This window comes from Aminobacter ciceronei, assembly GCF_014138625.1.
GTDB lineage: Bacteria > Pseudomonadota > Alphaproteobacteria > Rhizobiales > Rhizobiaceae > Aminobacter > Aminobacter ciceronei.
The window spans coordinates 1-14,916 of the sequence record NZ_JACJHY010000027.1; the positions used below are offsets into that span (position 1 = coordinate 1).

General features: G+C 63.9%; 18 protein-coding genes. 5 read left to right on the plus strand and 13 right to left on the minus strand.

Translation table 11 applies throughout. The annotated features are described in order from the left end of the window. Window positions 1-91: 91 nt before the first annotated feature. Window positions 92-595 (minus strand): glycosyltransferase, encoded by a 504-nt coding sequence (locus tag HNQ95_RS23930; protein WP_182575424.1) that lies wholly within the window; start codon window positions 593-595, stop codon window positions 92-94. A gap of 147 nt (window positions 596-742) precedes the next feature. Between HNQ95_RS23930 and HNQ95_RS23935 the strand changes: the two genes are divergently transcribed. Together HNQ95_RS23935 and rnhB are read left to right on the plus strand one after the other, a co-directional pair. Then, on the plus strand, window positions 743-1,897 hold the full coding sequence (locus HNQ95_RS23935) for a PA0069 family radical SAM protein (RefSeq protein ID WP_067964664.1): 1,155 nt from the start codon (window positions 743-745) through the stop codon (window positions 1,895-1,897). Window positions 1,898-2,046: 149 nt separating this feature from the next. Next, window positions 2,047-2,697 (plus strand): ribonuclease HII, encoded by a 651-nt coding sequence (rnhB, locus tag HNQ95_RS23940; protein ID WP_182575425.1) that lies wholly within the window; start codon window positions 2,047-2,049, stop codon window positions 2,695-2,697. A 22-nt stretch (window positions 2,698-2,719) separates the two neighbouring features. Here rnhB and HNQ95_RS23945 read toward each other — a convergent pair whose 3' ends face one another. The 9 genes from HNQ95_RS23945 to HNQ95_RS23985 form a co-directional block, all read right to left on the minus strand. Then, window positions 2,720-3,106, minus strand: a complete 387-nt coding sequence (locus HNQ95_RS23945; protein WP_182575426.1) for a DUF4180 domain-containing protein — start codon at window positions 3,104-3,106, stop codon at window positions 2,720-2,722. A 165-nt stretch (window positions 3,107-3,271) separates the two neighbouring features. Beyond that, on the minus strand, window positions 3,272-3,751 hold the full coding sequence (locus HNQ95_RS23950; RefSeq protein WP_182575427.1) for a F0F1 ATP synthase subunit B: 480 nt from the start codon (window positions 3,749-3,751) through the stop codon (window positions 3,272-3,274). A gap of 10 nt (window positions 3,752-3,761) precedes the next feature. Beyond that, window positions 3,762-4,361, minus strand: coding sequence for a F0F1 ATP synthase subunit B (locus HNQ95_RS23955; protein WP_067964671.1), 600 nt, complete (start codon window positions 4,359-4,361; stop codon window positions 3,762-3,764). A gap of 61 nt (window positions 4,362-4,422) precedes the next feature. Next, on the minus strand, window positions 4,423-4,647 hold the full coding sequence (locus HNQ95_RS23960; protein ID WP_182575428.1) for a F0F1 ATP synthase subunit C: 225 nt from the start codon (window positions 4,645-4,647) through the stop codon (window positions 4,423-4,425). Between the two features lie 64 nt (window positions 4,648-4,711). Continuing rightward, window positions 4,712-5,461 carry a F0F1 ATP synthase subunit A gene (locus tag HNQ95_RS23965; protein ID WP_182575429.1) on the minus strand — a complete coding sequence of 250 codons (750 nt, stop codon included), beginning with the start codon at window positions 5,459-5,461 and terminating at the stop codon, window positions 4,712-4,714. A 39-nt stretch (window positions 5,462-5,500) separates the two neighbouring features. Next, window positions 5,501-5,911, minus strand: coding sequence for an AtpZ/AtpI family protein (locus HNQ95_RS23970; RefSeq protein ID WP_182575430.1), 411 nt, complete (start codon window positions 5,909-5,911; stop codon window positions 5,501-5,503). Window positions 5,912-6,150: 239 nt separating this feature from the next. After that, window positions 6,151-7,338, minus strand: a complete 1,188-nt coding sequence (locus HNQ95_RS23975) for a cell wall hydrolase (protein WP_182575431.1) — start codon at window positions 7,336-7,338, stop codon at window positions 6,151-6,153. Between the two features lie 148 nt (window positions 7,339-7,486). Beyond that, a complete protein-coding gene (der, locus tag HNQ95_RS23980) occupies window positions 7,487-8,923 on the minus strand; it encodes a ribosome biogenesis GTPase Der (RefSeq protein ID WP_182575432.1) in 1,437 nt (478 codons plus the stop codon). A 10-nt stretch (window positions 8,924-8,933) separates the two neighbouring features. Next, window positions 8,934-9,599, minus strand: coding sequence for a tetratricopeptide repeat protein (locus tag HNQ95_RS23985; protein WP_182575433.1), 666 nt, complete (start codon window positions 9,597-9,599; stop codon window positions 8,934-8,936). A 567-nt stretch (window positions 9,600-10,166) separates the two neighbouring features. Here HNQ95_RS23985 and HNQ95_RS23990 point away from each other — a divergent pair. Further along, window positions 10,167-11,165, plus strand: a complete 999-nt coding sequence (locus tag HNQ95_RS23990; protein WP_182575434.1) for a polysaccharide deacetylase family protein — start codon at window positions 10,167-10,169, stop codon at window positions 11,163-11,165. Window positions 11,166-11,412: 247 nt separating this feature from the next. Here the strand turns inward: HNQ95_RS23990 and sbmA are convergent, their stop codons facing one another. Beyond that, the gene (gene sbmA, locus HNQ95_RS23995; protein WP_182575435.1) at window positions 11,413-12,687 is read right to left on the minus strand and encodes a peptide antibiotic transporter SbmA; all 1,275 of its coding nucleotides are present in this window, start codon (window positions 12,685-12,687) and stop codon (window positions 11,413-11,415) included. Between the two features lie 172 nt (window positions 12,688-12,859). Here sbmA and HNQ95_RS24000 point away from each other — a divergent pair, with 172 nt between their 5' ends. Then, entirely contained in the window at window positions 12,860-13,264 is a 405-nt protein-coding gene (locus HNQ95_RS24000; protein ID WP_182575436.1) for an MAPEG family protein, read from the plus strand. Here the strand turns inward: HNQ95_RS24000 and HNQ95_RS24005 are convergent. Next, entirely contained in the window at window positions 13,261-13,464 is a 204-nt protein-coding gene (locus tag HNQ95_RS24005) for a hypothetical protein (RefSeq protein WP_182575490.1), read from the minus strand. The genes HNQ95_RS24000 and HNQ95_RS24005 overlap by 4 nt on opposite strands. Window positions 13,465-13,555: 91 nt before the next feature. On the opposite strand from HNQ95_RS24005, the gene HNQ95_RS24010 reads away from it, so the two are divergent. Beyond that, a complete protein-coding gene (locus tag HNQ95_RS24010) occupies window positions 13,556-14,488 on the plus strand; it encodes a LysR substrate-binding domain-containing protein (protein WP_182575486.1) in 933 nt (310 codons plus the stop codon). A gap of 55 nt (window positions 14,489-14,543) precedes the next feature. Here HNQ95_RS24010 and HNQ95_RS24015 read toward each other — a convergent pair whose 3' ends face one another. After that, complete coding sequence (locus HNQ95_RS24015; RefSeq protein ID WP_172582943.1) at window positions 14,544-14,894, minus strand: ArsC family reductase; 351 nt, start codon at window positions 14,892-14,894, stop codon at window positions 14,544-14,546. Between the last annotated feature and the right edge of the window lie 22 nt (window positions 14,895-14,916).

Consider the following 14,916-nt stretch of genomic DNA (forward strand, 5'->3'; position numbering starts at 1 on the left):
CCACCCGCTACGACAAGCGCGACGACAACTTCCTCGCTTCCGTCCAGCTTGCTTCAATCCGCATCTGGTTGCGTAGTTATGAGTCGGTCACCTAGCGCGGCGCGACGACGATTTCGGCATCCAGCGTCTTCATGGCAAGTCCGCGCGCGATGCCTTCGGCGTCCGCCCCGTTGCGACCCAGAATAGCTGCCTGCTTCCTGGTGATGACCAGCCCCTGCTCCAGAGCGCGCGGCCGCGACGTCACCCGTTCCCAGAACGGACGGTTGCTCGCCCGCGACCGGGTGAAGCGCGCCGCCATGGTCAGCCGGCTCATGTGGCGAACAGCATCCTCGGTCCAGCCTTCGGCCAGCCGCGCGCCCGGCTCGAGCAGCAGCAGCCAGTCGCTCCTGGCCTGCGCGATGCCCGCCTGGATGCCGCCCTTGGCGAGATAGGCGCAGCCGGCATGTTCGGCGACATAATGGGTCTGGTCGGTGGAGCCGAGGTCACAGACGATCACCTCGCGCACGACACCCTCGACGGCGCCGCCGACCAGCGCCGCCAGCGTGCGCGCCAGCCCCTCCTCGTCGTCCCTGGTCTCGATCAGAACGCTCAGCATATCCAGCCGCATATCGGAAAGCCGGCCGAAGCGCCAGCCTCGCGGCCCGGAGAACAAAGTTCTTGCTTTGTTCTCTTTCCCAAAATAGGAATAGTTTCATGCCGAACGAATCGACGGGCGGCCTCTTTCCCTCGGGGAGATAGCGAAATGGAACCCATCGCACGGGCCGATATTGCCGCTTTCAAGGGTGGTGGAGCCGGAATGGCCAATGCCATGATCGAGGAAAGCGGCCTGCGCATCAACCATGAGCGCCGACGCGGCCGCGGTGCCGGCGTCAACCCGTCGGGGCGCTACGAGCCGGTCAGCCGCCATGTCTTCGACGACGGCTGGAGCACAATCGAGGAGCTGCCGCCGTTCAAGACCGAGGTCCAGGTCGAGAAGCCGCGCACCATCATCACCCGCAACGAGTCGCCCGACATCTCATTCGACCGCTCGATCAATCCCTATCGTGGTTGCGAGCATGGTTGCGTCTACTGTTTCGCCCGCCCCACCCACAGCTATATGGGCCTGTCGGCCGGGCTCGATTTCGAATCCAAGCTGTTTGCCAAGCCGGATGCGGCGCGACTGCTCGACCGCGAACTGTCCAAGGACGGCTACCAGCCGCGCACCATCGCCATCGGCACCAACACCGACCCCTACCAGCCGATCGAGAAGCATTGGCGCATCATGCGCGAGGTGCTCGAGGTGCTGGAAGCACGCAACCATCCCGTCGGCATCGTCACCAAGTCGGCGATGGTCACGCGCGACATCGATATCCTCAGCCGCATGGCCGAAAAGGGCCTGGCCAAGGTGGCGCTGTCGGTGACGACCCTCGACCGCATGCTGGCACGGACCATGGAACCGCGGGCAGCAACGCCTACCAAGCGCCTCGAGGCGATCAGGCAGCTCTCCGATGCCGGCATCCCGGTCTCGGTGATGGTGGCGCCGATCATCCCCGGCCTCACCGACCAGGAGATCGAGCGCATCCTCGACTCGGCCAAGGCCGCCGGTGCCACCAGCGCCGGCTACGTCATCCTGCGCCTGCCGCTCGAAGTCAGCCCGATCTTCAAGGACTGGCTGCTGCGCCACTATCCCGACAGCTATCGCCACGTGCTGTCGCTGATCCGCTCGATGCGCGACGGCAAGGACTACGATTCGGAGTGGGGCAAACGCATGAAGGGCAAAGGTCCCTATGCCTGGCAGATCGGCCGTCGCTTCGAGATCGCGGCCCAGCGCCTCGGCCTCAATTCGGTACGCACACCGCTGAGGACCGACCTTTTCGAGGCCGGCCCCAAGGACCAGTTGCAGCTGACGCTGCTTTGAACATTTGGGCGGGCATCGTCGTCCGCCCGTGCAAGAGATTCCGTCCGGCCGTTCCCCGTGGCCAGTTGACGGTGCCTTCCCGGACCGCCGCCCTAATCGGCCGGGAAGGACTTGCGGAGGATCGGGGCCGATGCGAGCATCGCCGCACTATGGCTCGCCCGCGCTCCGATTCTCCGCCCCTGTTCGAATTCATCGACAAGCCCGACTTCGCCTTCGAAACGAAAGCGATATCGGGCGGCCTGTGGCCATGCGCCGGCCTCGACGAAGCCGGACGCGGGCCGCTCGCCGGGCCGGTTGTCGCAGCCGCTGTCGTGCTCGACCCCGGCAACATTCCTTCAGGGCTGGATGATTCCAAGCGCCTCACCGCCGCCCAGCGCGACGCGCTGTTCGACGAGGTGCTGCGCAAGGCTCTTGGCGTCGCCGTGGCGTCGGTTTCGGCCGACAGCATCGACCGCAGCGATATCCGCAAGGCGAGCCTGGAAGCGATGCGGCGGGCGCTGGCGGGCCTGCCTATGGCCGCCAAATCGGCCCTTGCCGACGGCCGCGACGTGCCGCCCGGCCTCGCCTGCACCTGCCGCGCCCTGGTCAAGGGCGACCAGCGCTCGCAATCCATCGCCGCCGCCTCGATCGTTGCCAAGGTCACGCGCGACCGCATGATGTCGGTCTGCGGCTCGAACGACAACCGCTACGGCTTCGAAGTTCATATGGGCTACGCCACCGCCCGTCACCGGGCGGCGATTGTCGAGCACGGTGCATCGCTTCGCCTGCACCGCATTTCGTTCGCCCCGTTCAGGGACTAGCCACGGCAGAAACGCTTGGCGCCTAACCCTGCCCACTCTGAAGCGGCGACGTCCCGAGCCTGACGTCAAGTTCGGCAAGATCCGCAACGAACCAGATCGACTTGCCCTTGTTGGTCTCGCGCACGAAGTCACGCAGCGCACCGCTTGCTTCCAGCGCCTGCGTGATGTCGCCGACGATCGCGCAGCCCAGGCCGTAATTCACAAACTTCTGAAACACCTCGCCAGCAATGCCGGTGCTGAGCTTGAGAAAATCCGGGGCAAGCCTTTCCACGGGGATGGCGAGGACTTCGGCCTCGTTCGACCACGCCTCGCTGATAAAGTCATTGGCGTCGCTGGGCGCGCGCAGCAACGAGCCGCTCCGGCTGAAAAGAAGCACGCGGGATTTGCCGATTTCGACGATCTGGGTCATGTGACCCGGCTAGCAGCGGCCGCGGCAAGGTGCAAGCCGCACCGGAGCAGCTCCTGCCAAACGAAAGACAGTCGCCCTTGGCTATCCTGAAAACAAAAAAGCCGCCGGAAATTCCAGCGGCTTTTTCAAATCTGCCCGGCTGCCTGACTTAATTGGCGGCTCGACTTAGTTGAGCTTGGCCTTCAATTCCTGAACCGAGCCCTTGAACAGGTCGGCATTGGTCTTGGCGTCGGCCTTGCCGGCGAAGATCTGGCGAGCTGCCTCGACCGCGAGGTCGACAGCATTGGCGCGAACTTCGTTGACGGCGTCGCGTTCGGCCTGGCCAATCTTGAGCTCGGCAAGTGCGGTCCGGCGAGCAACGTACTCTTCGGTCTTCTTATGCGCTTCTTCGGCGAGAAGGCCAGCTTCGCGCTTGGCCAGATCGACGATGTCGGCGGCCTCCTTCTCGGCTTCCTTGCGCTTGCGCTGGTACTCGGCGAGCAGCTGCTGGGCTTCTTCACGAAGCTTGCGTGCGTCTTCGAGTTCGGCGCGGATGCGTTCGGCGCGCTCGTCGAGCGACTTCGAAAGCATGCCCGGCACCTTCAGGTACAGGACGACACCGACGAAGATGACGAGAGCGACTGTGGCCCAGAATGTTGCGTCCATGGCCCCTCTCCTACTTGCTCGCTGCCTTGACGGCGGCGGCGATGTCAGCCTTGTCGACCTTGCCTGCGCCCAGTGCCTGGACGATCGCGGCAGCGGTGTCCTCGGCGATGGTGCCCACTTCCTTCATGGCATTGGCCTTGATGGTAGCGATGCGTGCTTCCGCAGCGGTCAGCTTCTGGTCGAGCCCGGCTTCGACTTCCTTGCGCTTGGCTTCGGCTTCCGCCTTGGCCTCGTCGCGTGCTTCCTGGCCGATGGCGTTTGCCCTGGCCTTGGCCTCGGCAAGCTCCTGCTCGTATGCGGCAACCGCCGCATCCGCCTCGGACTTCATCCGGGCAGCCTGGTCGAGATCCCCGGCGATGCGATCGCGGCGCACCTCGAGGATGCCGCCGACACGCGGCAGCACGACGTTCTTCAGGAAGAGATAGAACAGGCCGAAGGTGATCGCGAGCCAGAGCAGCTGCGACGGATAGTTCGACGTATCGAAAGGCGGAAACAACCCACCACCGCCATGCTCCGCACCCGTTTCGGTGTGCGCAGTGGTGGCGTCGGTAGAATGAGCTTCCCCGGCCGCAGGTGCGACTTCCTCGGCGTAACCCGGCGTGACAAACATCTCTATCCCCTGTCATCCCACCGGCCGCAACACGCGGCCGGTCAACTCGCTTGCGCGGCTCTTATGCGAAGAGCAGGAGCAGAGCGACGAGGAGCGAGAAGATGCCCAGAGCTTCGGTAACGGCGAAGCCGAAGATCAGGCGGCCGAACTGGCCGTCAGCTGCCGACGGGTTGCGCAGGGCGCCCGACAGGTAGTTACCGAAAATGGTGCCCAGGCCGATGCCTGCGCCGCCCATGCCGAGACAAGCGATGCCTGCGCCGATTGCCTTTGCTGCTTCAACTTCCATTGTCCAACTCCTTGTGGATCGAAATTTAGTTGCGGTATCCAAGACGGCGGCAGCCGCCGTCGAATTAGTGGCCCGGGTGCAGGGCGTCGTTGAGGTACATGCAGGTCAGCACCGCAAACACATAGGCCTGCAGGAACGCGACCAGGACTTCCAGGCCGGTGATCGCGACCGTCATGAACAGCGGCAGGATCGAGCCGACGACGCCGACAGCACCGAATGCGCTGAGCGAAGTGACGAAACCAGCGAAAACCTTGAGCGTGATGTGGCCGGCCAGCATGTTGGCGAACAGACGAACCGACAGGCTGATCGGACGCGACAGGAATGAGATCACTTCGATCAGGACGACCAGCGGCACCAGGATGCCAGGCACACCGTGCGGGACGAAGAGTTTCAGGAAGCCAAAACCGTGCTTCATGAAGCCGTAGACGATGACCGTACCGATGACCAGCAGCGCCAGCGCGAAGGTGACGATGAGATGGCTGGTGACGGTGAAGAAGTAAGGGAACAGGCCGATCAGGTTGGCGACGAGCACGAACATGAACAGCGAAAACACCAGCGGGAAGAAACGCATGCCCTGAGAACCCGCCGCGTCTCGTAGCATCGAGGCGACAAATTCGTAAGACATCTCCGAAACCGACTGCAGGCGGCTCGGCACCAGGCCGCGGCTCGACGTCGTCAGGAACAGGAAGGCGCTGGCGGCGACCACGGTGGCAACCATGAAGGCGGACGAGTTGGTGAAGGAGAAGTCGAGGCCGCCGATCTCGATCGGAATCAATTTCGAGATCTGAAACTGATGAATTGGATCGTTGGCCACGCTGGCCCCCCTTCGCCTAAATTGCGCCTTGCGGCGCTGCTATTTCTTTTCCGGTTCGTCCGACGTCTTGTCGGGCGACCTGATACCGGCCTCAGTAACCATTCCTGCCGAACGCAGGACATTGAGTACACCGGCGCCGAAGCCGAGCAGCAGAAACACGATCAAGCCCCATGGCGACGTGCCTGCCATCCGATCGATGATCCACCCCAGACCGACACCAACCGCGATCCCGGCGATGAACTCGCTGGACAGCTTGAGTGCCTGACCGTAGCCGGTCACACCATTCGACCCTGTACTCTTTTCCCCCTCGCGGGCAGTCTGGCGTCTTGTCGCAAGCGTTGCTTCAAGCTGTTGCCGACGGCGCTCGAGTTCGTCGTCGCGGTGATCGTTCTCGGCTCGATTTTCAGGCCGGGAGTTTCCATTTCCGCCTGGGCCCGAAGGCTTGGCCATTGCAAACTCCCACCCGGTCCGAGCGTATCCGTTCGTCCGCTTCAAAGTCGCCGGCAACATAGTTAGAGGGCCCCTGCCCGTCAAGCCACGGGGAGGCCCATCTAACTAAGTATTTTATGTAGGAAAATCAGCTAGTTGTCGAAGTGCGACATCCTGCCCGTGGCTCCGCTCGGTGATCGCCCGCCGAATCCGCGTGCAATCCGGCGACTGGCCGACTCCATGAGCCCGGCCGGAAGCGATCAGCTCCAGCCGCCGCCATAGGTGCGGTAGAAGATGTGCAGGCCGATCTTGGTCATCTTCTTCATGCCGCGCGCCCAGCCGGGATTCACGTAGTTGGCGTAGTAGTGGGTCGAGGAGCCGACTTCCGGGATGAAGATCTTTCCGGCGGTCACCGCCATGGCGACGTCCTGCGCGGTCTTGTAGTGCGAGGGACTGGTGACGCGGTCCTTGATGCCGTCGCAGGCAAACGAGAACTGGCAGCGGTTGAACCAGCCGTCATTCTGATAAACGACGCCGCAGATGGTTCCGGGATAGGCCGGGTTGCGGACGCGGTTGAGGATGACCTGGGCGACCGCTGCCTGGCCGCGCACCGATTCTCCGCGCGCCTCGAAGTAGATACCGTTGGCGAGGCAGGCCTGCTCGGCCTTGGAGAAGACGCCTGCCGGCAGCGGATTGGCCAGCCACCAGTGGTCGCCCTTGCCCATCGGCGGGATGAAGCGGCCGCCGGCCTCGTCGTCGTCGCGCAGCAGCGCCTCGAAGGGCGAGGCCTTGGCATAGTCGGGCGCGGCCGGTGCGTAAGCTGTCGCCAGGATGTCGGCCTTGTCGTTGTTGACCAGCGAGGCCAACATGGCCGGCACGCCGCGCGTCGCGCGCTTTTCGGTTTCCTTGACGTGGAAGGAGCCGGCGATCTGGACTTCCTTGCCCTTGATCGCGGGCTTGGCGAAGGTCAGCTTGAGGCCGCTGTCGAGGGCGGGGCGCAGAAGCGAACTGGTGCGCTCGAATACCGAGCCGGCGGTGAAGTTCTTCGGCGGACTGACCCTTGAGATGTTGACGATGCGGGCCTTCTTGTCGACGCGGACGATGCGGTCCTCGTCAGGCAGGTCGGACGACCCGAACTTCTTGCCGCGAAACGCGACGGTGCCGACACCGGCGATCTTGACGCCCGAGCCCGAGATCGGACCGGTGATGATGCCGTCGACGAACGGCATTTCAGCGGCATGGACCGAGCCGGCGGCAGCTTTCTCGACATAAGCGCCCCAGCGCGTGTCCTTGTTCTCAAGGCCGGAGACGAGGCTGGTCATGTCCTGATAGGCGGCAACGGTGGGAAAGCCGAGCCAGATGCCCAGGCCGATGACGGCCGGCGCCAGGAACGAACGTCTTCCCTCGCGGGCAGCAGCAAACCGCCGCTTCACAACACCTCGATGCACGGAAACTCTCCAGGACGCAACACACCCTACTGGAGAGGAAAATGATGCATTAACCTTGATGGAGCGTTAACGGGCGCAACCTTGGCGCAATGCAACAAGGGGCGGGCGCAATGCAAAAAGGGCCCGCTTGCGCGAGCCCTTCGATGTTTCATTTCTTTTTCTTGGCCCGCCCGGCGAACGGGTTGTCAGAAGCGCGCAGCGCCATGCGGATCGGCACGCCGGGCATGTTGAAGGCGTCGCGCAGGTTGTTGACCAGATAGCGCACATAGGACTGCGGCATCACGTCGGGGCGCGAGCAGGACAGGACGAAGCCAGGCGGCCGGGTCTTTGCCTGGGTGATGTACTTGATCTTGAGCCGGCGGCCGGCGACGGCGGGCGGCGGATGATGGGCGAGGATGCCCTCGAGCCAGCGGTTGAGCTTGCCGGTCGAGACACGGCTGTTCCAGACCCGGTGCGTCTTCATCACCGCGTCCATCAGCTTTTCCAGCCCGCGGCCGGTCTCCGCCGACATCGGCACTGCCTGCAGGCCACGCGCCTGCGGCAACAGCCGCTCGGTCTTCTCGCGCAGTTCGGCCAGCGTCTCCTGCGGCTTGTCGATGAGATCCCACTTGTTGAAGGCGATGACCGGCGCCCTGCCCTCGCGGATGATCAGGTCGGCGATCTGCAGGTCCTGCTTCTCGAACGGAATCGTCGCATCGAGCACGATGATGACGATCTCGGCAAAGCGGATGGCGCGCAGGCCGTCCTGCACCGACAGCTTCTCGAGCTTTTCCTGGACCTTGGCCTTGCGGCGCATACCGGCCGTATCGAACATCTTGATGCTGCGACCCTGCCAGTCCCAGTCGACCGAGATCGAATCGCGGGTGATGCCGGCCTCGGGCCCGGTGAGCAGGCGTTCCTCGCCGATCAGCGCATTGATCAGCGTCGACTTGCCGGCATTGGGCCGGCCCACGACGGCGATGCGCAGCGGCTTGGTCTCGTCATAGGCGGGCGCCTCCTCGGCGTCAGGATCGGCGATGTCCTCGCCGATCAGCACGTCGCTTTCGGCGATGTCGCCGGTCTCGTCCTCGTCATCGGCGAAAACGACGTCCTTGCCGAGGGCTTCGACGACGGCGTCGCGCAGGTCGGGCATGCCAAGACCATGCTCGGCCGAGATCTGCACCGGTTCGCCGATGCCGAGCTCCCACGCTTCGAGCGCGCCGCCCTGGGCACCGCGCGCCTCGGATTTGTTGGCGACGAGCACCACCGGCTTGCCGGACCGGCGCACGATCTCGACGAAGGTACGGTCGTCTGGCGTGAGACCCGCCTTGGCGTCGACCATGAAGAAGATGAGATCGGCTTCCTTGATGGCGATCTCGGTCTGCGCCCGCATGCGGCCCTGGAGGGTTGCCGCGCCCGCATCCTCGAAGCCGGCCGTGTCGATGACGTCGAAGACGAGATCGTAGAGCTTGGCCGCATGCACACGGCGGTCGCGCGTCACGCCGGGCGTGTCGTCGACAAGGGCGATCTTCTTTCCAACCAGGCGGTTGAAAAGGGTGGATTTGCCGACGTTGGGCCGGCCGATTATCGCGATCTTGAAAGCCATCGGGCCCGCATCACGACGCGTTGCCGGAACCGCGGATCAGTTCGGCCAGGAGGTTGGAGCGCTGACGCGCATTGCGCGGCGCGCCTTCGTCGGAGGAAATCTGCTCGAACAGCTTGAGCGCGTCGGCGAGCTTGCCTTCCTTCCAGGCGGCAAGGCCGAGCGCCTCGCGGGCCGAATGGCGGAGCGGGTTGGTGTCGTTGGTCAGCGCTTCGACGCGGCCGGAGACATCGGCATAGCTGCCGTTGTCGACGAGCAGCAGTGCCGCACGCAGGCGGGCGACATCACGAATGACATTGGGGATCGAGCTGTCGGCAGCCACTTCGTCGAAGCCGGCGATGGCCGCCTTGAAGTCCCCCTTGTCGGCCTGGACGGTGGCGGCACGCATGCGGGCGAGCAGTGGATAGGCGCCGTAGCCGTCCTTTTCGAGCGCATCGAATGCGGCAAGCGCCTCGTCGGCCTTGCCGGAATTGGCGAGCGTCAGCGCCTGCGAAAAGCGGTCGCCGGAGCTGTTGGCCTTGGTCTCGACCCAATATTCCCAGGCCACGAACAGGCCGGTGCCGATAACGATCAGCACGGCAACGACGATGGCTGCGGGGCCATAGCTGTCCCACAGGGCCTTCGCCTTCTCCTGGCGAATTTCCTCGTTTACTTCACGAAAGAAACTGTCGTCCGACATGCTGTCCAATCACCTCTGCCCCTCGGGGGCCGTTTGAGCCTGCGTTTTAGCGGAATTTCGCCGCCATGGAAGGGGGCGGGGCGGAAATTCGGTTCCTACGGGTTCTGGGTGCAGTGAGAGCCAGTCGTGACTTACGAAGTCAACCTTTGACGTCATGCTCCTTCGCACCCCCCTCTGGCCTGCCGGCCATCTCGCCCACAAGGAGGGAGATCACGCCGTCATCAACGCCTCAGGCAATCACCACCGTAGCAGCGGCGGGATGAGCGCCGCCGGCGGAGCGACTAATCTCCCTCCTTGTGTGTGGGGGGTGAGATGCGGTCCGCGCAGCGGACGAAAAGCCAACTACTTGGCTTTTCGAGCATCGAACGCCCGGCAGGCCAGAGGGGGTGGGACGGAGCGCGGCAGTGGAGATTTGCCCGTGGAATTTGGCGCCCGAAGCCATCACCCCGGCTCCTTGGCCCAAATGGACGCATAGGCGGCGGGACGCATCCATGCCACATTTCGGCCCTACCGGCTGATCTCGCTCCAATATCGAACAAGCCCCCCGAAATTGCATCGAAGTTCGACATGACCAAAGCGTTCCCAGTCAGTGCTTTCGTATCCGCGTCATTGGTCGCGTCCTCCGCGATGGCCGGGCCGGCGCCCAAGGTCGAGGACATCAAGAAGCCGCAGATCGTGCTGATCTCGTTCGACGGCGCGCATGACCTCGCGCAATGGCAGCGCAGCCGGGAGCTTGCGGCGCGGACAGGGGCGCGCTTCACCTATTTCCTGTCCTGCGTGTTCTTGTTGTCGCGCGAGACGCGCAGCAGCTACCAGGCGCCCGGCAAGTCGGCCGGCAAGTCGAATGTCGGCTTCGCCATGACCAGACAGGAGGTTGTCGACCGCCTCGGGCAGATCAACCTCGCCGCATCCGAGGGCCACGACATCGCCAGCCACGCCTGCGGCCATTTCGACGGCGGCAAGTGGAGCAAGGCCGAGTGGACCAAGGAGTTCGACGCGTTTTCGACAATCATGCGCGACGCCTACAGGATCAACGGCATCTCGCCCGAGCCGGATGGCTGGGCGAGGATCGCCGCATCGGTGAAGGGTTTTCGCGCGCCTTATCTCTCCGACAGCAAGGGGCTGACGGCAGCACTTCGCGACAGGGGTTTTGCCTACAATGCCAGCGGCGTGTCGCGCGGACCGGAAGAACCCAGGCTCGACGGCTCGATGATGGATTTTGCCCTGCCGGAGATTCCTGAAGGCCCCTCGGAGCGACGCATCATCGCCATGGACTACAATCTGTTCGTCCGCCACTCCGGCGGCGTCGACAAGCCCGCGGAAGCGGCAAGATTTGAAAGCCGCGCCTACGGCGCGTTCCGCAAGGCCTTCGACACGCAATATGAAGGCGGCCGTATTCCGTTGCAGATCGGCTTCCACTTCACGCTGATGAATGACGGCGCCTATTGGCGTGCGCTGGAGCGCTTCGCCGGCGAGGTCTGCGTGAAGGCGGATGTCGAATGCATCAGCTATGCCGACTATGTCGGGCGGCAGAAGGATACAGCGCCGGTGCAGACCGGCGGGTGAGCTGGACGCGCGGGTAGGCCCACTCGCGCGAGCTTACGCCCTTACCCGTTGGGACATGGCCGTGATCAGTCATCAACGCCATGCAGCGCGACCAAAAACCATTCGCATCAACAGAGTCGCCATGCCGTGATAGCGAAGCCGCAAGAGGGTGCATAACGCGCCCCCTCAGCTACTTGCCGATAACTGACTCCGGCGATCCAATGCCGATATCTGGCTCCGGCGATTGCGCTGGCCGGGGCGCCGGCACTCAGGCCGGCTCGCTCTCCGGTTCGGAGCCGGTCTTCTTCCGGTCGAGATAGCGCTGGTCGATATCGGGCAGCGCTTCACCCGACAGCGTCGCCTCAAACGCGCGCAGACGCTTGTGTACCGACTGCAGCTCGACGATCGTCGACCAGGAATTGAGCAGGAACTGCAGCGATCCGGTCACGCGGCCGAAGGCATTCGAGATCTGGTTCATCGGGCCCAATGTGATCTTGTGCGCGACGATCGACGGCCCGAGGATGATGAAGGAGAAGATGTTGTCGGCCTGCAGGTAGGTGTAACGGACGACGTTGAAGTAGATGTAGTGGGCGTAGAGCCGGAAGTAGTTCTTGCGCACATTGGTGAAAAGCTCGGTGGTCGTCGCCGGCTGGGCACGGTCGGCATGGTCCTCGCCATAGACCAGCTCCTTGCGGTAGGCAGCCTCGACGCGCTGGTTGCGGAATTGCAGGCCAGGCAGCTTCACACCGGCGAGCATGACCGACAGCGTGCCGAGCAAACACCAGCCGATCGCGGCGAGGATGAGCGGCTGCGGGACAGCGCCGATGATCGGCAGCTCGGTGATGTGCTTCTGCAACTCGATCAGAACAGGCAGGAAGGCGATCAGCGTCATGATCGACGCAACGAAGCTGGACCCCAGGTCTTCCATGATCTGGGCGAAACGCATGGTGTCTTCCTGAATACGCTGCGAGGCGCCTTCGATGTGGCGCAGCTTGCTCCAGTTCTGCATGAAATAGTCGTTCATGGCGGTGCGCCAGCGGAAGATCCAATGCTGCACGACATAGGCGTTGACGACCGAAACGTTCATGCCGATCAGCGCCAGCCAGGCAAAGCTGGCCGCGCCGGCATAGAACTCGGCATTGGTCGAGTTGGTGGTGCCGCCCATCAGGCCCTGGACGTAATCGAAGAACGGGCCGTACCAGTTGTTCACGGCGACGCTGACCTGAACGTTGAAGTAGATCAGGAACAGGATGACCGAGGTGACGAGGATCGACCATTGCTGCCAGGGATGGGGCGAATACCAGCGCCAGAAGGCATAAAAGAGCAGGACGCCGGCGACATAGTAGATGTAGAACCAGATGAACGGTGCCGACAGGAACACCGTGATGCCGATGATGGGTGGCGTGCCCGGCGCCGCCGGAGGCAGGCCGAATACGGCGCCCAGCTGCGCCCCGCCGAAGAACCAGAACAGCACAAGCACCAGACTCCAGGCCGCAGCCGAGGTGAAGAACAGCTTCGGCTGCGGGAAGAACGATATGAACACGGTTCCGGGTTCCTTTCGGAGACGGGGGCATTGCCTGTTGGCCGCATGAAGTCACACTTCGTGGCACAAGGGAATCCCCTGCGGCGACCACCTGTTGCAATGCGAGCCGGATCGTGGCGATTTTCCGCACCGGAATATTACAGTTTGGTCATCTAGACAGTTCGGGGAGCGTATGAACCAGTCAGCCCTTGCCGCAGCCGGCCTCTATGCGGGCCTGAACGCGCTGATATTGCTGTGGCTGACCATGGCAACCGCGCTGGTGCGGCGCAGGCACATGGTGGTGATCGGCGACGGCGGGGTGGCGCATCTCCGCCGTACGATGCGCGGCCATGCCAATGCCATCGAGAACATCCCCGTGATGCTGGTGCTGCTGGGATTTGCGGCAGCGCTCGGCGCGCCCATCCTGGCGATCCATCTGCTGGGTGCTGCCTTCACCGTCGGCCGCACGCTGCATGCGTGGCATTTCAGCCATGCCGAGGCGGCGCAGTGGCAGCGGGCGACGGGCTTCGGGCTCAGCGTGCTGACGCTTGGCGCGGCAACTCTCGGCGTGCTCGGCCACGCCCTCCTTCTGCTCTAGGCGCGGCACTCGCCCGGCACCGGCAAAGCAGGCCGGAAACCGCGGCCGAGCGGCAGATCGGCGAGCTCGCGCTCGTCCATGCGGGCGATGTCAGGATGGGAGAGCGGATCGCGCAGCCAGGCGAGGAAACGCTCGCTGTCGATGCCGTGGTTGTCATGCTTGCCTTGCAGCAGGGTGGCGAGGCTTGAGAAAATCTTCATCTGACTTCTCCTGGGCGTTGATCCTTTCACGCTATTTTCGCTACAAACGCTGACGCTACAATCAAGAAATGCCGAAGCAGGAGTTTAGAAAATCTCAAGTCGGGCACTCAATCGCGTTCTCAATCGCGTCCATCTCAACGGGCTCCGCGCGGTGGAGAGCGTCGCGCGCTGCGGTTCGCTGGTCAAGGCGGCAGAGGAGCTCGGCGTATCGGCCAGCGCGGTCAGCCAGCAGATCGGCCGCACCGAGGCGCAGCTTGGCCGTGCCATCTTCCAGCGCACCGGCGCGGGACTGGCGCTGACTGCCTTCGGAGCGGAGTTTTGTGCGCGGCTTACGACCGGCTTTCAGGAGCTGGGCCGCGCGGTGGCGCTGGCCGACGAGGCGGTAAGCAACGTGCTGGTGGTGTCGGTGGCACCGGCTTTTGCCTCGCGCTTCCTGGTGCCGCGGCTCAACCGCTTCAACCAGCGCCATCCCGAAATCAAGCTCAGGATCGACGCCTCGACCGGGCTTGTCGATCTCGACCATTCCGACGTCGACCTCGCCATCCGCATGGGCGACGGCACATGGCCCGATGTGCGGGCGGAGCTTTTGCTGGCGCAGGAGGTGTTTCCGGTCTGCGCGCCGGCGCTGGCCGCAAAGCTCAAGGAGCCGGCCGATCTCACGCATCTGCCCGTCATCGCCGACGAGAGCACGATGATCAGCTGGGAGCGCTGGTTCGAGGCGGCGGGGCTGGCAAAGCCGTTTCCTGTGCAACGGGCGGGGCCGTCCTTCACCGACCCGATCCTCGGTATCGACGCGGCGGTGGGCGGACAGGGCGTGGCGCTGGCCTGGCAGCTCCTGTCGGCCGACGCGCTGGCCGACGGGAGGCTGGTGGCGCCGTTCGGCATCACGGTCGCCAGCGGGCTCGGCTACTATCTGGTCAGCTCCAGACTGGGGCGGCCAGGCCGCAAGGTGCGCGACTTCACGACGTGGCTGCGCGAGGAAGTGGCGGCGACGATGGCAAGGTTCGGCACACGGGCGAAGTAGCCGCGCGGAGGTTCAGCCGCGGGCTGCGGCCCGCCGTTTCCTTTCGCGAAAGAAATCACTCCGGGAATGCGGCGTCGTAGGCCTCGGGCTTGAAGCCGACGAGGCGGCGGCTGCCGAGGTCGAGCATCGGGCGCTTGATCATCGAGGGTTGAGCGAGCATCAGTGAAATCGCCTTGTCGGCGTCGAGGCCTTCCTTCTCAGTGTCGGGCAGCTTCTTGAAGGTGGTGCCGGCGCGGTTGAGCACCGTTTCCCAGCCGAACTCCTTGACCCAGCTTTCCAGGCTTTTGCGGTCGATGCCCGCGGCCTTGTAATCATGGAAGTCGTAGGCGACGCCGTGACCTTCGAGCCAGGTCCGGGCCTTCTTGATCGTGTCGCAGTTCTTGATGCCGTACATTTTGATCGACAAGATCGGGCCTCCACAAGCGCGG